This window comes from Dyella monticola (assembly GCF_003363155.1).
GTDB lineage: Bacteria > Pseudomonadota > Gammaproteobacteria > Xanthomonadales > Rhodanobacteraceae > Dyella_B > Dyella_B monticola.
Window position 1 is genome coordinate 278847 of sequence record NZ_QRBE01000004.1, and the last position, 15976, is coordinate 294822.

At 58.8% G+C, this 15976-nt stretch carries 18 protein-coding genes; 6 read left to right on the forward strand and 12 right to left on the reverse strand.

Annotated features, from left to right (window positions below; translation table 11 throughout):
• Nucleotides 1–617: 617 nt before the first annotated feature.
• The 6 genes from DWU98_RS09690 to DWU98_RS09715 all read right to left on the reverse strand — a co-directional run bounded on the left by DWU98_RS09690 (nt 618) and on the right by DWU98_RS09715 (nt 5118).
• A complete protein-coding gene (locus tag DWU98_RS09690; protein ID WP_115495340.1) occupies nt 618–908 on the reverse strand; it encodes a DUF1330 domain-containing protein in 291 nt (96 codons plus the stop codon).
• A 99-nt stretch (nt 909–1007) separates the two neighbouring features.
• Nucleotides 1008–1433 (reverse strand): organic hydroperoxide resistance protein, encoded by a 426-nt coding sequence (locus DWU98_RS09695; RefSeq protein ID WP_115495341.1) that lies wholly within the window; start codon nt 1431–1433, stop codon nt 1008–1010.
• 108 nt (nt 1434–1541) lie between these two features.
• Complete coding sequence (locus DWU98_RS09700; protein ID WP_115495342.1) at nt 1542–1958, reverse strand: hypothetical protein; 417 nt, start codon at nt 1956–1958, stop codon at nt 1542–1544.
• 162 nt (nt 1959–2120) lie between these two features.
• Nucleotides 2121–2888 (reverse strand): SDR family NAD(P)-dependent oxidoreductase, encoded by a 768-nt coding sequence (locus DWU98_RS09705; protein WP_230474779.1) that lies wholly within the window; start codon nt 2886–2888, stop codon nt 2121–2123.
• Between the two features lie 48 nt (nt 2889–2936).
• Entirely contained in the window at nt 2937–3890 is a 954-nt protein-coding gene (locus tag DWU98_RS09710) for a LysR family transcriptional regulator (protein WP_230474780.1), read from the reverse strand.
• 265 nt (nt 3891–4155) lie between these two features.
• Complete coding sequence (locus DWU98_RS09715) at nt 4156–5118, reverse strand: GlxA family transcriptional regulator (RefSeq protein WP_115495345.1); 963 nt, start codon at nt 5116–5118, stop codon at nt 4156–4158.
• A gap of 158 nt (nt 5119–5276) precedes the next feature.
• Between DWU98_RS09715 and DWU98_RS09720 the strand changes: the two genes are divergently transcribed.
• The 3 genes from DWU98_RS09720 to DWU98_RS09730 all read left to right on the forward strand — a co-directional run bounded on the left by DWU98_RS09720 (nt 5277) and on the right by DWU98_RS09730 (nt 8602).
• The gene (locus tag DWU98_RS09720) at nt 5277–5582 is read left to right on the forward strand and encodes a putative quinol monooxygenase (protein ID WP_115495346.1); all 306 of its coding nucleotides are present in this window, start codon (nt 5277–5279) and stop codon (nt 5580–5582) included.
• 259 nt (nt 5583–5841) lie between these two features.
• Nucleotides 5842–6618 (forward strand): alpha/beta fold hydrolase, encoded by a 777-nt coding sequence (locus DWU98_RS09725; RefSeq protein ID WP_230474781.1) that lies wholly within the window; start codon nt 5842–5844, stop codon nt 6616–6618.
• A 265-nt stretch (nt 6619–6883) separates the two neighbouring features.
• On the forward strand, nt 6884–8602 hold the full coding sequence (locus DWU98_RS09730) for a cytochrome c biogenesis protein DipZ (RefSeq protein WP_115495347.1): 1719 nt from the start codon (nt 6884–6886) through the stop codon (nt 8600–8602).
• Here DWU98_RS09730 and DWU98_RS21940 read toward each other — a convergent pair.
• The 4 genes from DWU98_RS21940 to DWU98_RS09745 form a co-directional block, all read right to left on the reverse strand.
• On the reverse strand, nt 8589–8756 hold the full coding sequence (locus DWU98_RS21940) for a hypothetical protein (RefSeq protein WP_158545020.1): 168 nt from the start codon (nt 8754–8756) through the stop codon (nt 8589–8591). The two genes, DWU98_RS09730 and DWU98_RS21940, sit on opposite strands and share 14 nt — an antisense overlap.
• Before the next feature lie 29 nt (nt 8757–8785).
• Nucleotides 8786–10693: a M61 family metallopeptidase gene (locus DWU98_RS09735; protein ID WP_115495413.1), complete on the reverse strand. Its 1908-nt coding sequence runs from the start codon at nt 10691–10693 to the stop codon at nt 8786–8788.
• A 103-nt stretch (nt 10694–10796) separates the two neighbouring features.
• A complete protein-coding gene (locus DWU98_RS09740; protein WP_115495348.1) occupies nt 10797–11381 on the reverse strand; it encodes a TetR/AcrR family transcriptional regulator in 585 nt (194 codons plus the stop codon).
• Between the two features lie 146 nt (nt 11382–11527).
• Entirely contained in the window at nt 11528–12058 is a 531-nt protein-coding gene (locus DWU98_RS09745; protein WP_115495349.1) for a lipocalin-like domain-containing protein, read from the reverse strand.
• Nucleotides 12059–12183: 125 nt separating this feature from the next.
• On the opposite strand from DWU98_RS09745, the gene DWU98_RS09750 reads away from it, so the two are divergent.
• From DWU98_RS09750 to DWU98_RS09760, 3 genes are all read left to right on the forward strand, one after another.
• A complete protein-coding gene (locus tag DWU98_RS09750; RefSeq protein WP_115495350.1) occupies nt 12184–13059 on the forward strand; it encodes a LysR substrate-binding domain-containing protein in 876 nt (291 codons plus the stop codon).
• Between the two features lie 139 nt (nt 13060–13198).
• The gene (locus DWU98_RS09755; RefSeq protein ID WP_115495351.1) at nt 13199–13651 is read left to right on the forward strand and encodes a MarR family winged helix-turn-helix transcriptional regulator; all 453 of its coding nucleotides are present in this window, start codon (nt 13199–13201) and stop codon (nt 13649–13651) included.
• 39 nt (nt 13652–13690) lie between these two features.
• Nucleotides 13691–14092 (forward strand): DUF1398 domain-containing protein, encoded by a 402-nt coding sequence (locus tag DWU98_RS09760; protein ID WP_115495352.1) that lies wholly within the window; start codon nt 13691–13693, stop codon nt 14090–14092.
• Between the two features lie 109 nt (nt 14093–14201).
• Here the strand turns inward: DWU98_RS09760 and DWU98_RS09765 are convergent, their stop codons facing one another.
• Complete coding sequence (locus tag DWU98_RS09765; protein WP_115495353.1) at nt 14202–15494, reverse strand: NRAMP family divalent metal transporter; 1293 nt, start codon at nt 15492–15494, stop codon at nt 14202–14204.
• A gap of 285 nt (nt 15495–15779) precedes the next feature.
• Entirely contained in the window at nt 15780–15941 is a 162-nt protein-coding gene (locus DWU98_RS22550; protein ID WP_158545021.1) for a sulfotransferase, read from the reverse strand.
• Nucleotides 15942–15976 lie beyond the last annotated feature (35 nt).

Here is a 15976-nt window from a genome sequence, read left to right on the forward strand (position 1 = left end):
GTAGAGTTGCGGGCCGGATGGGCCGCTGTGTTTGTCTTCCATGGTGTGCTCCACGCGCTTAGGTCACGCCGCGTATTGCGCGCGGCGTGAAGGGCTGCAGGAAAAATCCTGCATGGGTAGGCGGAATGTTCTGTATCCGTTTTCTACGTTTGCCCACTTGGGCCCGACGCCGCGCCGTGGGCGGGGCGGTGAAGTCGTATAAAGATCGGCGTGGCGGGGACACGCGGGGGCGTGCGTACCGTATGATCGGGAGTAACCATGGTCAACTCTTTCCTAGTTGGTTGTGGCCAGCGGATCGTTTGGGGTCCAGCCCAGGCGATCCGCGCAACTTCACTCATGTCGGGTGTGCCGAACTCATCAAAGGCGGATGGGCACACCCGACCCGAACACCATCGCACAGTTGCAGCGTGATATCTGTCAGTGCACGCAGATACGTTGTGACGGTAAAGCTGATGCGTGAGGTGACGTGTTCGCACGCACCACCCTCCGCCAGCCGGATGGAATCTGGAGCGGTGCGCAGGCAAGCCGTTGACCTGACTGCCAGCGCCATCCCCGAAAGCACTATTTGCCACTAGCGGCCGCTGAGCTGTTGTGGCCATGCAACGAGAGCGTTCGCGTTAGATACCTTCAACAATACGAACGTCACGCTCGGCTGTTCCAACAAGATGTTGCACTGCCGCCTGATACTCGGCACTGCGATATGCAACGTCAGCCGCTTTGAAACTATCGAATTCGACGATGGCTACGCGCTGGAGCAGCCCAGATTCATAGCAGGAAGCTGGCAAGCCCGCCGCCAGAACCCGCCCGCCATGCGCTTGGATTACCGGCATCGCGGCGGCCGCATATCTGTCGATGCCAGCCGGATCCGAAACTGACCGGAATGTCATGATCCAATATCCACTAGCCATTGTTCATCTCCGCTTGGCGAGATATCGCCTTGCACTCATTGATGGAAACAAAGCCAGCGCGGCAATCGTCCGCCGCACCGGCTGTACGCAAACACGTGGCTAGGCAATCGAGAGCTCGACATCGATGTTTCCGCGCGTAGCGTTCGAGTACGGGCACGCCTGGTGCGCCGCATCCACTAGCTGCTTCTTTTGTGCGCTATCGAGTCCCGGCAGGCTGATGGCGAGCTTGACCGCGATACCGTAGGACGCACCGCCTCCCGTCGAGCCGAGCGCGACTTGAGCGTCGATGGCCACATCATCCGGCACTTTCAGGTTCAGCTTCGATGATACCGCCCGCATCGCGCCGATGAAGCAGGCCGAATAGCCGATAGCAAATAGCTGCTCTGGGTTGGTTCCAGGTTTACCCGAGCCAGGCGAGCTAAGCACAACGTCGAGTGCACCGTCGCTGGTTTTTCCTGCGCCTTCGCGGCCACCGGTGGTATGCGCTTTCGCGGTGTACATTACTTTTTCAAGTTTCTGAATCATGGTGATTCCTTCAAATTGGTTGGGAGATAATGGGTTCGTTTCTTAGGAACTTTGAAAGGCGACGCCGTTTCGTTGCCGTATGGCATACGGTGCGTGTTCGATAGGCTGTCAAAAACGCTTGCGACACCATGCAACGACTTGCTCGATATACATCGCAATGATGGGTTCATTGGACAAAATAACCATTATCGCGGCGAGAATCACAGCAACAGCGATGGACCGATCGGGTGTCACTGGTGATCTCTCTTTTGTCGCGACCCGTTTCGCTTCGGAGGAATCGCAATGCCATTCGTTTTTCCGAACCAGGAGAATTGCCGCCACTGCCGCCACTGCGATCATGGATTCATCGACGAAAGGCGCATTTAGGCTTACCAGCACAGCCACTAAACCCAATACGAAGGTGACGAGCGTTCCACGCCAATACGGCACGTCGGGCTTCGTATAACTTCCTGTGCGGCACGCGTACCCGAGCATGTCGCTCTCAAAGTCATAACTATGCGTCGTTGAACTTGGCGGGAATGACATGTTCGTTGCCTTACGTGAGATGAATGTGTGTCGAATGCCTCCAGTCATTGACTGACGCAGCCGTGTAGCGCTCGCGCAGCCAAGCGGCGTACCTCTTCCTGACCTGCTGAACGCTCTTTTGCTCAGACTTGGGACGGGTAATCTGCCCGCCCCAACACATCGCTAGTGGCCTGCGCTCTGACCACCGTCGATATGGAGGATTTCACCGGTTACGAACGGCGCCGTATCGAGATAAATCGCGGCTTCGGCGATGTCCGAAATTTCGCCCATGCGACCGACTGGATGCAGGCCACCCAATGCTTCGTGCGTTTCGGGTGCGTGCATCGGCGTCTTGATGATGCCGGGCGCGACCGCGTTTACGCGGATCCCGCGCCTGGCGTACTCGATGGCCAGCGACTTGGTCGCGGCGTTCAGGCCACCCTTGGTTAGCGCAGCCAGCACCGACGGCACGCCGTCGATCGCATTGTCAACAAGACTTGCCGTGACATTGATCACGTGACCACTGCGCTGCTTTTCCATCTCGGCGATGGCGAGCTGGGTGATGTTGTAGAAACCGTCGAGATTGACCGACAAAACGTTGCCGTAATCTTCTTTTGTATAGGCGGTAAAGGGCTTGGCAACAAAGATGCCAGCGTTATTGACCAGCGTATCAATGCGACCGAAGCGCGACAGAGCCTCGGCGATGATGCGTTCTGCGACAGTTCGCTCGGCGATATCGCCGGGCACGACGGTCACGTCGGGATAGCTGGATGGCTTGATGGAACGCGAGTTGGCGACGACCCGGTAATTGCGGTCTACAAATGCCTTCACGAGACCTGCGCCGATACCTTGCGATGCACCGGTAATGACGACGACTTTCTGTTGATTGTGCATGCTCTTTCTCACTCGTAGATGAAGGGAACATTCGGCGTGGTGCAGGTGGACCTGCATTGCCGACGTGTTCAATTTACGAGTGCACTGCGACTAAGCGAATCCCTGCTATTCGGTAAACACTTTTGCGCGCCGCGTTATAGTCGCCTTGGTTGGCGGTGTCGCTACGTCCTTGGCCAGGGCCGCGAAGCGGGAGCGCAGGCGCGGGAGTGCAAAGTCGACAAACGCGCGCACCTTTGGCACGGCGAGGCGCCCATACGGCGAAATGATATGCACAGGCATGGGCAGCGGCTCTGCATCGGCCAACACGACTTGAAGCAAACCCTGCTTTATTTCCGGTGCCACGTGATAAGCAAGCAGACGGCTCACACCGTGGCCTTCAACCGTCGACGCAATGGCGGCCCGCACGCTATTGATGACCAGTCGAGGGGTGAAGGAAATGGATCGAGACACTGACGATCCTTCCACCGGTGGGAAACTCCATGAGGCCATGCCCATGTGGTCCATGGCGATAATCTGATGTTTACTCAGGTCGGCAGGCTCGACGATGCGCGGATGCGCCGCCAAATAACGCGGCGATGCCACGACCACTCTGCGTACTTCGCCGATCCTGTGCGCCACGAGTGTGGAGTCAGACAGGTGGTTGAGACGCAAGGCCAGGTCCATGCCCTCGTCGATCAAGTTTACCTGTCGATCCAGCAGGTACACCCTCACGTTGACGGTGGGATATTCGTCCATGAAGGCATCAACGATCGGCCGCAGTATCTCCTCGCCGGCGAATACCGTGGCGGAAATAGTCAGCGTGCCGCGCGGAACAGAGCGCTCACCGGCCGCGCTGCGCTCAGCCTCTTCCAGCTCCATCAGCAGCTTCCGGCAGGCGACGGCGTAGCGTTCCCCTGCCTCGCTTAACTTGATCGAACGCGTGGTCCGGTGCAGCAATGGCGCCCCCACTCGCGCCTCAAGAAACGCAATGGCGCGACTTACCGCGGCTATGGAACGGCCAGTCTTCCGACCGGCTCCAGTAAGACTCCCTTCGTCCAGCGTCGCGACGAAGACTTTCATGGCGTCCAAACGATCCATTGAAGTTGCCTCACCCACTCGCGCTGGAACAAGGGATAGCTATAGCTAAAGTATCCATGCAAGTCCACGACGCATGGTCGCCACCGCCCCCGCTCAACTCACTATGCGCGCAGGTCAGCCTAGTGACCAGGAAGCCCGTCGGATGGACGATGCTCGCTTGGACTTCGCATCGAACCTTTTACTGACTTGGCGTGACGTGGAGCGCAGCTTCTGACTTTGTGTAGAGGATCGAGCGCTGCGCAGAGGCTTACTCCACTGAACGCAACTCGCGTATGCCTTTGCCAAGCCGCCGGCGCAACAGCGTGCGTAGCGTCACGCCGTCGCCGTAACCCACCCGTTCTGCGATCTGATCGACGCTGTGCTTAGTGGTCTTGAGCAAATGAACGGCGCGCTCGATCCGTAGATCCTGAATAAATTCGAGCGGTGTCTTGCCTAATACGCTATCGAGACGTCGCGATAAGGTGCGCTTGCTGGCCCCCAGCGCTTCGGCAATCGAATCGAGTGTGAGCGGTGAGTCGAGGCGTTCACGCACCCAACGATCAAAGTGCTCGACCAGCGGATCGGAATGGACGAGCTGATCGGAAATCACGAAGCCGGTTTGAGATAGTCGCGAATCGAATACAAGATACTTGGCCACCAGGGCCGCAAGCTCGGGGCTGTTGCCGCGAATCAGCCAGAGCGCAAGATCGAGATGACTGAGCGCAGCACCGGCCGTCACCATGGCGCCACTTGGAACCACAATGCGGTGCGCATTCAAGCGCACATCCGGATAACGCTGTCGGAATATCGGTGAGAGCCACCAGGTTGTCGTAGCCTCGCTTCCCGCCAGCAAACCACTTTCAGCCAATACGAACGTTCCCGTACAGGCTGCCGCAAGACGGGCACCCGTGCTGTGCCAAGAACGCAGGGCGCCGAAAGCATCCATGACATCTTCTCGGCCAAGCGCTGGCAGGAGCGTCTCGGCCGTCATTTCGGCAATGGCAGGCACGATGACGCAATCGGGGTTGGGCGTGTCTGTAATTTTTCGTACAGGGACCTGCAGTCCTAGCCCCGTATGCACTTCGGGCCGCACTCCCACCAACGAGACGTCAAACCCTGGTGTAGAGATTCCGTTCCACTGCGCAAGTCGGTTCGCCATCGCGAGCGCATCGAGCACCGTCGTAAGACCGGTGTCGAACACGCCTTCGAGCGCAAGTACCGAAATTCGCATGGCTCAATCGATATCAAATATGTCAATCGTGCCAGTATCGGCACGGGTACCCCCTTTGTAAAGTCTCCTCCACTGCAGAGCTCCTTGCTCAAAAACGCAACGCGCCAAGACCCTAAGTCACATGGTCTTCCACACTGATAGAACGCTGGAGAAGAAAAATGATTAAACATGCTTTGTTCGTGCGGCTTGAGGCCAAGCCGGGCAAGGAGAAGGCGGTTGCGGACTTTCTTGCCGCGGGCGCTGCCATGGCAGATCAAGAAGCGACAACCCCCATCTGGTTTGCCCTGCAGCTGACGCCTACGACCTTCGGCATATTCGATGCCTTTGCGGATGAAGCAGGCCGCCAAGCCCACCTTAATGGCGATATCGCCAAGGCGCTCATGGCAAAGGCTGACGAGTTGCTCGCCAGCCCCTTCACTGTCGAGGCGATCGACGTCATTGCGATGAAGAACAAACCGGCTTAACTGCTTTGCGGCAGTAAAGCAGCGCTCGAAAACAACGTGCGGCGCCTGCACGCCGGAATGTGCTGCGCGTTATCGCCGACGGCAAGACATTCCCATCGAATTGGCATCGGTTGACGCGCGAGGACAACACGAAAGGATGGTGGCGCCGAGAGAAGCCCTGGCTCTCGCGTGCTCAGCTTTTCGCCAGATCACTGTTAGCTCTACCCGATCGAGACTCGCCCGTCACCACGTTGGTGTCGGCGAACGACGGCACATTGAAATGATTCTGGAGATTCCGATGTACTCAATACGAAATAAACTTGCTATTGCCCTCATGCTTGCCATGAGTGTCACCCTGGTTCACGCAGAGCCTGCCACGGGCGCGAAGGACATTGTCATTGTTCATGGTGCGTTGACGGATGGCTCCGGCTGGCGTGCCGTCTACGACATCCTGACCAAAGATGGCTTTCACGTAACGATCGTGCAGGAGCCACTGACGAGCCTCGCCCAGGACGTTGCGGCCACAACGCGCATCGTCGATCAGCAGAACGGCCCTGTTGTCCTGGTCGGCCACAGCTATGGCGGCTCTGTCATCACCGAGGCCGGCACCGACCCGAAGGTCAGCATGCTCGTCTACGTGTCTGCACTCCAACCCGATGCGGGGGAAGCCAGCGGTCAATTGATGTCGAAATTCGCCGCGCCCAACCATGCCATGGCAGCAACGCCGGACAACTATTTCTACATCCCTGCGGATAAATTCCGGGCCACCTATGCGCAGGATGTTTCGGCATCGGAGGCTCAATTCCTGGCGAGCTCCGAGGTGCAGCTTGCGCAAAAAGCGATGGCTGCGCCTCTTACTGCGGCGGCATGGAAAACAAAGCCCAGCTACGCCATCCTGACCACTCAGGACCATGTGATCAGCCCGGAGCTTCAGCGTTGGATGTATCAGCGTTCGGGCTCCAAGGTCACGGAAATTGCTGCGAGTCACGCTGTCTTTATCTCTCAGCCGACCAAAGTGGCGCACGTGATTGAGAAAGCCGCCAACAGCGTCACGTGATCGCTGATTGTGAAAATGGGGCGTGTTCGCTTTGAGGCGACGACTCACGTAACCGGCAACGGCACGCCCCACCTTGCATGTACGTATTGTGGCCGCCAGATTGAAACCGTCACGTCCACCTGGTCATCGGATGTATCGATGAATGCGCGCGCCGTGCGGCGCGCGGATCACCAAGGCGCCCCATCGCTGCGTGGCGTACGCAAGGACATAGTCCTCATCCGCCACGTGCAAACAGCATCACGAAGCCCCATCGGATATCGCCCCCATGCTCTTACTGATCCTTGCGTACTTCGGTGGTGTACTGACGATCCTCAGTCCATGCATCCTGCCGGTGCTTCCTTTCGTATTCGCGCGGGCAGACCGTCCGTTCACGCGCAATGGCCTCCCCATGCTGTTGGGCATGGCACTGACTTTCGCCGCGGTGGCCACCTTGGCGGCTGTGGGTGGCGGCTGGGCGGTCCACGCCAATCAGTTCGGCCGCTATATCGCGCTGGCGGTACTCGCGGTGCTGGGCCTTACGTTGGTTTCCGAACGCTTCGCCGAATGGATTAGCCGTCCATTCGTAGCACTCGGCGCCACGCTCACACAGCGTAGTGGCGATGGCGATTCGGTGTTTTCCGCCGCGGGCTTGGGTGTCGCCACCGGACTGCTATGGGCGCCATGCGCGGGTCCTATCCTGGGTCTTCTGCTGACGGGGGCGGCGCTTAAAGGGGCAAGCGTCCAAACCACCTTGTTGCTGCTCATCTACGGAGCTGGCGCTGCGACGTCACTCGCTCTTGCACTCGCTATCGGTGGGCGAGTCTTTGCCTTGATGAAGCGCTCGCTCGGCGCCGGCGAATGGGTCCGCCGTGCGCTTGGCGTGTTGGTGTTGGCCGGCGTCGCCACCATCGCGTTGGGCGTGGATACCGGATTGCTGACTCGCGTGTCACTGGCTAGCACCAGTGGCATCGAACAGAAGCTGCTCGACAGCGTGCGTCCCACCCTTCCCGCACAACCAACCATCAAGGCTGGCACACCGCTACCGGTGGAGGGCGACATGCCCTCACTCGATGGCGCCACCGCGTGGCTCAACAGCCCTCCCCTTACGACGCAGTCGCTGCGCGGCAAGGTGGTATTGATCGACTTCTGGACGTATTCCTGCATTAACTGTATTCGCGCGCTGCCCTATGTGCGTGGCTGGGCCGACAAATACAAAGATCACGGCCTGGTGGTCATTGGTGTGCACTCGCCCGAGTTTGCCTTCGAGAAAGATCCGAGCAACGTCACTAAGGCGGTGAAGGATATGGGCGTGGACTACCCGGTCGCGCTCGACGACGATTACGTCATTTGGAAAGCCTTCAATAACGAGTACTGGCCTGCCCATTACTTCATTGACGCGCAGGGACACGTGCGTCATCACCACTTCGGCGAGGGCGACTATCAGCACAGCGAAGACGTGATCCGTCAACTGCTCGCCGAAGGCGGGCAGAAAGACCTACCTGGCGGCTATGTGCAACCGAACGCGCAAGGTGCGGAAGCCGCCGCTTCGGACGATGCCACGACCTCGCCGGAGACCTACGTGGGATACACAAAAGCTCAAAACTTCGCAGGCGGCGATATAGCCGAGAACATTTCGTTCAACTATCACGCGCCTGCGGCGCTGCCGACCAACCAGTGGACGCTTGACGGTCAATGGACCGTAGGGAGCGAGTACGCGCATCTGGACAACCCCAACGGCCGTATCGTTTACCGCTTCCACGGCCGCGACCTTCACCTCGTACTCGGCCCAGCGCCCGATGGTGAACCTGTGCGTTTCCGCGTGTTGATTGACGGCAAAGCTCCTGGCGCAGATCACGGCACGGACATCGATGCACAGGGCAATGGCACCGTTACCGGGCAGCGCCTCTACCAGTTGGTGCGCCAGTCAAACGGGAACAGTGACCGCACCTTTGAAATCATCTTCCTCGACCCGGGAGTTTTGGCGTACTCCTTTACTTTCGGTTGATTTCGGCGATGGCGGCAATAGAGGGCCTTACGTCATGTGCGCGAGACGTCGCCGCCTCCAGCGCTGCCTGCTCTTCTACCGTTCGACGCTCGTCGCGGTAGTTCGGGCTATTGCTCTTCTTCAAGGTATTTTCGATTTCGGCGATGCGTTGCATTGGGCGGCTAAAACCAGGGTCGAAAGCCGCTAGCGAGGCGCGGCTATGTCAAGGAGACGATCCTTGGTTCCGACAATCCTTTCCAAGGCCGGATACTGTTCTCCACCGTGATACGCGAGAGTGAGCGTCGCGGCGGCACCGTCATTTTCAACTGCGAACTCAATGGAAGGGTGCGCTCCTTTGGCGTTGCGGATCGCGTGTTGTAGCTGATCGATCGAAAAGGGTTTTCCGTTGACGGAAACCATTTTCATACCCGACGCAAAGCCTGCCTTATCCGCGATGCCACCGATGAGCACATCGGTGATGACGCCATCCGACCGCACTTTCATGGCGATCGAATTTTCGAAATCCTTTTTCCCCGAAAGTGCGGTCCACGCATTCGGTGCGTCGCGGTAGACCAAACGATATCCACCGTGGGTAAAGCCTTCCAGCGGCGCCCCTGGAGTGAGCTCGTGGAGACGTTGTTGAAAAAAAGACGCCCAGTCGTGCGGATAAACGGTGTTGAGTGCGTTGACAAGGTTGTCGCGGGTGAAAGGACGCGTCGTGGGCCCGGAGTCGGTGCTCTGACCGTAAAAAAGTGCAAGGAAGTCATCGAGCGATTTCTTGCCTGCGGTTCCGTTGCGAATGGTGGTGTCGACGTCCAGCCACATCAGCGCGCCTTCACCGTAAAAATCGTAGCCGCCAAGCCGCCAGCTTTCGTAGGCGGAGCTGTCGGCGGCCCAGAGGATCGGCGCCATGGTTGCCGTGTCTTGCAGGTCGCGCCAGGTTTTTCCAGGGCGGCGGTCGAAATGGGCGGCCTTCTCACTCCATTGATCGAGATATTGTTGTTGCGTCCAGATGCCGGATCGAACGGTGAGGACGCCGGCAAGGTAATCGGTCAGCCCCTCGTAAATCCAAAGATCGGTGCCGATGATGGGCATCTGATAGTTGGCGGCCATCAGGCTCTGGGGGCGCCGATATTTTCCATTCCAGCTATGCACGAAGTCGTGCACGATGTAATCCCCATACAGCGTGAGTGACCGTTCGCTGGTCAGGAAATTGGCCGGTCTGCGATCGTCGAGCGATTGATGATGATCGAACGCGTCGCCGGCGATCTGATCAGACAGCGTGACCAGCATGTGGAACGAATCGTAGTGTCGACTGTGAAAGAGCACCCCGGCCTGACGAACCACTTCGCTGAATTTGTCGATGTGTGCTTGATCGATCTGGAGTGATGCCGGCGTGTCGGCTACCAAGTCGAGATAGTGCTTGGGCGTGATCTCTGGCGCCAAGGGAATTTCTCGAAAGTAGCATCCGGAAATGACCGGCGAATCGACGAGCTGCTCAAGCGAGACTGTGTGGAAGGTGACGGCATTTGAAGGCTCGGAAGGGGCCTTTGCCTGGTTGGATTGCAGGGCCGAAGCGAAGTGCCAATTCGGCGGCAGAACAATCGTCGGAGTGACCTCAATCGAAGCGACCTGCGTGGATGGCCCGTGATACGGATACATGAGAACCGTATTCCAATTGAGCGCCGCGATGTTTGCGTCGGTGGATCCCGGGGTTGTTGCATCGGCCGCGGTCATGAAGTCGAAGCTCACCTCAATGGAACTGGCGCCCTTCGGAACCACGATGTGATAAAGGTAAAGGTCCACCGGGTCGCGTTCCCAGCGAATCGGCGTGGCGGCTGCGGAACCCATGTGGTGAGCGGTAATAAACAAGCCCGCTTGTTGATCGATAGGGCCGGCCAGGTGAACGCTCGGAAGCCATTGAGGATAGGCGAGCGTCATCGGCCCAGGCTTGGCTGGAATGATCTCCGTCGTGTGGAGGAGTTTGCGCGGTGCATCGCGCACGTCGACCTTGAGAAGAATCGGAAGCTCCGCGCTTGAGGCAACGCTGCACATCGTGCCCATGGCCAATGCCAGCATTGCGGTGAGGGAGTAAGAAGCGATGCGTTGCATGTGTACGGGCCCGATAGAGGTCGAGATCAAACGATTCGCTGCGGGCCCATCAAAGGCACGATCCATTCAATCCCGCAGAGGACGTGGGACGCGGCGGTGAAACTCACTTTCGCGGCGCGCGCTTGACGCTACCTTGCTGCTGCAAGAGGGAGATCGCTCCTGCGATCGCGCGATGGAAGGGTTCGGCGGAATTCGCAGCGCGCGCCAGCACATAAGCACCCTGGAGAACGGCCAGAATGGTCGAGGCGGTATCTTCCGGATTCAGCTCCGCGCGAAATTCTCCCGCGCTTTGGCCTTCCACAATGAGCGCGGCCAGTTCCTGCGTCAGCTTCGCGAACATCTCCTGCACGGGCTGCCTGAGTTGCGGGTCGGCAATGATCTCTGGGTCTTGCGTCAACCTTCCAACGCGACAACCTCGCAGCGCCTCCCGCTCGCGATGGAGGTAGGCAATGATGCGATCGAGCGCGGAGCAAGGCTGCGTGAATTCCTGCTGGGCCGACGCATACAGTTGCTCGGCGCTGCGCGCGATGGCGGCTGAAGCGAGCGCGGCTTTGTTTTCGAAGTGGTGGTACATGCTGCCTTGCCCGGCGGCCGCTTTTTCCTGGATGGCTTTGGGGCTCATACCCACATAGCCGCGCTCCCATAACAGTGCCTGGGCGCTCTCGATCAGACGTTCTCTGGTATCCATACCCGCACTGTACCTACTAGTAGGTACAATTTGCAACACGGCGAAACGCCGTCATGGGCAGCCGGGCAGGCTCCACCTGCCCGGCCTCCTAATGTCGGCCGTTCGTTTATCGAACCGTGGCAATACCGAAGCGACTTGGAAACACCTTAACCAACCTTGCGCCAGACCGAGATCGGCACATCGCCATTAGGGCGCGGCTTCACCCGATAGCTAAGCACGCCGTCCTTGAGCTCGTACTGCCTATGTTGGTCTTGCCCTTCCCAATTGGGGAAGGATGCGCCCTGGATGTGGAACACCAGAACGTGGTGCTCCTGGTCGATACGGAGCATGCCGTAATGGGTGCTTGAGCCCTTCACGGCCGATGCGTATTCATCGGGCGTCCCCTTCGCTTTGTCCCCCATGCGAAAGGCTGGGCGCTCCGATTTGAAGATCTGCAATGAGTAATGGCCCATGTTGTCGACCATCAGCAGCCCTTTGGGCTGGGCGCCGAAGTCAGGGGCGCGCGAGCCATCAGGGTGTTGGACGTCGGCGGCGACCAGGGTCCAGGTGCCAGCCAGCGACGATATGGACATGGACATGTCGCGGGCCGAGCCGGCGATAGCAGTGGAACTCCAGAGTGCACATGCCCCGAGGAGCATGGCCATGATGCGACCGGTGTTTGCTTTACGAACGTTCATGCGGTGAGTCCCGAAGTTGGAGGGCGCGCGGGCCAATGGCCTGCGAGGGTTATTGGATGCTAGGCTTCGAACACACTTAAGAAAATCTGATAATTCGAAATCAACTCATCGTAAAAACGAAAGTAATGTCGCTACCGAACCTCGATATGGACGCCCTGCGAACCCTGCTTGCGATCCTGCAATGCGGCAGCCTGGGGCGCGCGGCGGAAAAGGTAGGCCGCTCGCAATCGGCGGCAAGCCAGCAGATCAAGAAACTGGAAACCCAGCTGGGCCAACCCTTGTTCCGCAAGCAGGGGCGAACCATGGTGCTCACGGATACGGGCGAGGTGGTGCACTCCTACGCGCGCCGCATCCTTGAGCTCAATGACGAAGCGGCCCGCAGTGTGGCCGGCATCTCGGTGCAAGGCGTCGTGCGCTTTGGCCTGTCCGGCGATTTTGCTGAGACATGGTTGCCCGCGACATTGGGGCAGTTCAAAAAGGCCCACCCCGCGGTTCGCGTGGATGTCGAAGTGGAGCGCAACGGGCGCTTGCTGGAACGTCTGGATCAGGGTGAATTCGACCTTGTTCTGGCCATGGGTTATGGCAGTCGTTTGGACGCCCGGCGTGTGGCCACGTTACCCATGACGTGGATCGGGCCGGTAGGGACGGAAGTAATCGTGAAACCCGACACCCCGCTCGACCTGGCGCTGTACAACTCGCCCTGTTTCTTCCGCCGCGCAGGCCTCGAGGCGCTCGACAAGACCGCCATCCCTTGGCGAGTGGCTTACGCCACGGCCAGTTTGCAGAGCTTGTGGGCGGGGGTGGCGGCCGGTCTCGGTATCACGCTGAGAACCACGGCGGGTATACCGCGGTCGCTCATGCGGCTGGATGAAAGGCACGGCCTTCCGCCCCTTCCCGAGGTTGAGCTGTGCTTGCACGCGGGGCAGGACACGGCGAATCCCGCGGTAAGCCAGCTTGAGCGCATGGTGATCGATCATGCTATTGGAAATCTGGGGTTGTAATAGAGCGCCAGCGCGTCGCCACGGATGTCGGGCCATTCGACTGGCCAGATCATGACGATTACTCGCTCGCCCAAAGAGATGGTTGACTAGGAAACCAATTCGGTATAGTTTACTAGTCAACCAAAAGCGGGCTGACCGGATGTCCAACATTTCAGATCTCACGACACACATGGGTTACTGGCTGCGCTTAGCCTCTAACGCCGTGTCGCAGGAATTCGCACGCAAAGTCACCGCTGAGGGCGTCACTGTGGCGGAATGGGCGTGCATGCGATCGATGTACGACGAGGATGCCATGTCGCCATCGGCGTTGGCCGAGAAGATGGGCATGACCAAGAGCGCCATCAGCAAGCTGGCTGACCGCCTGGTTGAAAAGAGCCTCATTGAACGCACCAGCAATCCAGACGACAAGCGCGGGCAGTCGCTTCGCCTCACCAAAGAAGGACGCCGGAAGATTCCTCGCCTGGCCAAGCTGGCCGACCAGAACGACGCCGAGAACTTCGCGGTTTTGACAGCGAAAGAGCGCGCATCGCTCGATCGCATTTTGCGAGCGTTTGCCGAAAGGCACGGCTTGACTGGTACACCCATCGATTGACGTCGAAAAAACGACCGACGCATCCTAAGGAGTCTGCCCATGAACGAAGAACAGGTTTCTTCTGCCCAAACATGCCTGCATGGCGCCCACGACGGCGCCCTCACTTTCCCTCAAATTCTCGGGCTTCTCCACACTGCTGGCTTCGAGGGCTATGCGGTCGACTATCGACGAAACGTCCAGACGTACTACCTCCCCGATGGGGACAGCGTGACGCTGGAGATGCCCAGCGAAAGCGGCGCCGTTGCGGCAGCGTTCGAAGCCGCCCAGATCGAGGCGCTGGTACGTTGGGCGCAGAAGAACGGCCCGGACTATAGCTACAAAGGTTTCTGCGAACGCGTGCGGGCAGCGGGGTGTGCGGGCTACCTCGTTTCGATACTCGGTCGACGCGCGGTCTACTTCGGGCGCACCGCTGAAACACATATCGAGCTATTCCCCAGCTGACGCGTGGCTCGCTGCTCATCGTTGCGAAATGCGATGCATATTGGCGCTTTCACGCTTAGTTCTTGATCGCCTTCTAACGATGGCCGACACGGGCGCTCCATAAGGTGTACTAGGACGACTTGCCCATGCTGGCGAACATCACAACGGCGGCGACGGCCATGATCAACATCGCAAGCCACCCGAGCCACCGTGTCCACCCTTTCACGCAAAATTCGCCCATGGCGTCTTTGTTGTTGGACAACAGGAGCATCAATACCATGATGGGCACGGCGGCAACGCCATTGATGACGGCGGTCCAATACAGCGCCTTGATGGGATCGATCGCCGTCATGTTGAGACCGGCACCGATGATCATGGCCACGATCAGCACACCGTAGAATGCCTTGGCTTTCATCGGCGTGCGTTCCAACCCATAAGGCTTATGCAGCGCCCCGGCAACGGCATAGGCGGTCGCACCCGCGAGCACCGGCAACGCGAGCAGGCCGGTTCCGATGATGCCGGCCGCAAACAGCCAGAACGCGAAACGCCCAGCGATCGGCCGCAAGGCCTCGGCAGCCTCGGCCGACGACTGAATATCCAGCTTGCCATGGGCATGCAACGTGACCGCGGCGGTAAGGATGATGAAGAACGCCACGATGTTGGAAAACATCATGCCAATAACGGTGTCTACCTGGATGCGCTGCAAGGCATCGTCGCCTTGATGGGGGCTGCTCTTTAGCGCCTTGCGCTCACTACTGGCACGTATCTCTTCCACCTCTTGTGCCGCCTGCCAGCTAAACAGGTAGGGGCTGATCGTGGTGCCGAACACCGCCACCACCGCCATGGCGTAGTCGCCAGTCCACTGGATCCTGGGGATGAGGGTGCCTTTGAGTACATCGCCCCACGGCACTTTGACGACAAACACGGTTGCCACATAGGCAAACAGGCTGATGGTCAACACTTTGAGGTAGGGTGAATACCTGGAAAACGGCACGAACACTTGTAGCAGCAGCGAAACCAAGGCAAAGGCCAGGGCATAGATAATGGCCGGCCCTCCAATCAGCAGCTTCAGTGCCGCGCCCATCGCACCAATATCGGCCCCCAGGTTGATCACATTGGCGATGATCAACAAACACGCGAGCCCACACACCAAGGGGTTGGAATAGTGTTTTTGCAGGTTATCGAACAAGCCAAAGCCGGAGACTCGCCCGATGCGCGCGGCCACCACCTGCACCGCGATCATCAAGGGCATGGTCAGGAAAATCGTCCACAACGTGGCGTATCCAAACTTGGCACCGACCTGCGCGTAGGTGGCAATGCCACTGGGGTCGTCGTCCGCCGCCCCCGTGATGAGGCCTGCGCTCAGTCGCTGCAAGAACGTCTGCGACGGTGAATATTTCGGAGCAGCGATAGGCCTTGCCATGGACGGACGCTATGGCCGAGGGGCGGACGGAAGCGTGAAGGCCGTTGCGTCAGCATCCCTGATTTGCGCCGACGATTCAGGGAAAGGGGCGGATTTCTATGGGGAAATCTTCGAATGCAGCGATCGCATGCAAGTTGGGGGTTATCTGCGGATTCCGGTGCAACTGGTCACTGATTCCGGTTTGGGGCTGGACAGGTCGCTGGTTGTGACGAGTGCTGAGTGATGCGCTACATGGCTGCCCGATCCTGTTGTTAGTCACCAGGTGCTGATGAGATGTATGGCTTATCAAGTCATGTCCGAATGTGGACGACTCCACGGTTCGGGCCGAATGTGTGGAAAGGGGATCGAAGGCATCTTCTTGCCCAGAAAGCGGCAAAGCGCTTCCCAGCCCTCGCATATGTCGATACATAGAAGCCGATGGGATTTCAACCGGAAGTGGTCCTTCACGGCTGCGGATTCCGGTAATCACTGACTACGCATCC

What these genes read in the sequence shown, in the direction of transcription:
- DWU98_RS09690 (WP_115495340.1), bottom strand. Translation starts at nt 908, where the DNA reads ATGGCTAGTGGATATTGGATCATGACATTCCGGTCAGTTTCGGATCCG.
- DWU98_RS09695 (WP_115495341.1), bottom strand. Translation starts at nt 1,433, where the DNA reads ATGATTCAGAAACTTGAAAAAGTAATGTACACCGCGAAAGCGCATACC.
- DWU98_RS09700 (WP_115495342.1), bottom strand. Translation starts at nt 1,958, where the DNA reads ATGTCATTCCCGCCAAGTTCAACGACGCATAGTTATGACTTTGAGAGC.
- DWU98_RS09705 (WP_230474779.1), bottom strand. Translation starts at nt 2,888, where the DNA reads ATGCAGGTCCACCTGCACCACGCCGAATGTTCCCTTCATCTACGAGTG.
- DWU98_RS09710 (WP_230474780.1), bottom strand. Translation starts at nt 3,890, where the DNA reads ATGAAAGTCTTCGTCGCGACGCTGGACGAAGGGAGTCTTACTGGAGCC.
- DWU98_RS09715 (WP_115495345.1), bottom strand. Translation starts at nt 5,118, where the DNA reads ATGCGAATTTCGGTACTTGCGCTCGAAGGCGTGTTCGACACCGGTCTT.
- DWU98_RS09720 (WP_115495346.1), top strand. Translation starts at nt 5,277, where the DNA reads ATGATTAAACATGCTTTGTTCGTGCGGCTTGAGGCCAAGCCGGGCAAG.
- DWU98_RS09725 (WP_230474781.1), top strand. Translation starts at nt 5,842, where the DNA reads ATGATTCTGGAGATTCCGATGTACTCAATACGAAATAAACTTGCTATT.
- DWU98_RS09730 (WP_115495347.1), top strand. Translation starts at nt 6,884, where the DNA reads ATGCTCTTACTGATCCTTGCGTACTTCGGTGGTGTACTGACGATCCTC.
- DWU98_RS21940 (WP_158545020.1), bottom strand. Translation starts at nt 8,756, where the DNA reads ATGCAACGCATCGCCGAAATCGAAAATACCTTGAAGAAGAGCAATAGC.
- DWU98_RS09735 (WP_115495413.1), bottom strand. Translation starts at nt 10,693, where the DNA reads ATGCAACGCATCGCTTCTTACTCCCTCACCGCAATGCTGGCATTGGCC.
- DWU98_RS09740 (WP_115495348.1), bottom strand. Translation starts at nt 11,381, where the DNA reads ATGGATACCAGAGAACGTCTGATCGAGAGCGCCCAGGCACTGTTATGG.
- DWU98_RS09745 (WP_115495349.1), bottom strand. Translation starts at nt 12,058, where the DNA reads ATGAACGTTCGTAAAGCAAACACCGGTCGCATCATGGCCATGCTCCTC.
- DWU98_RS09750 (WP_115495350.1), top strand. Translation starts at nt 12,184, where the DNA reads ATGTCGCTACCGAACCTCGATATGGACGCCCTGCGAACCCTGCTTGCG.
- DWU98_RS09755 (WP_115495351.1), top strand. Translation starts at nt 13,199, where the DNA reads ATGTCCAACATTTCAGATCTCACGACACACATGGGTTACTGGCTGCGC.
- DWU98_RS09760 (WP_115495352.1), top strand. Translation starts at nt 13,691, where the DNA reads ATGAACGAAGAACAGGTTTCTTCTGCCCAAACATGCCTGCATGGCGCC.
- DWU98_RS09765 (WP_115495353.1), bottom strand. Translation starts at nt 15,494, where the DNA reads ATGGCAAGGCCTATCGCTGCTCCGAAATATTCACCGTCGCAGACGTTC.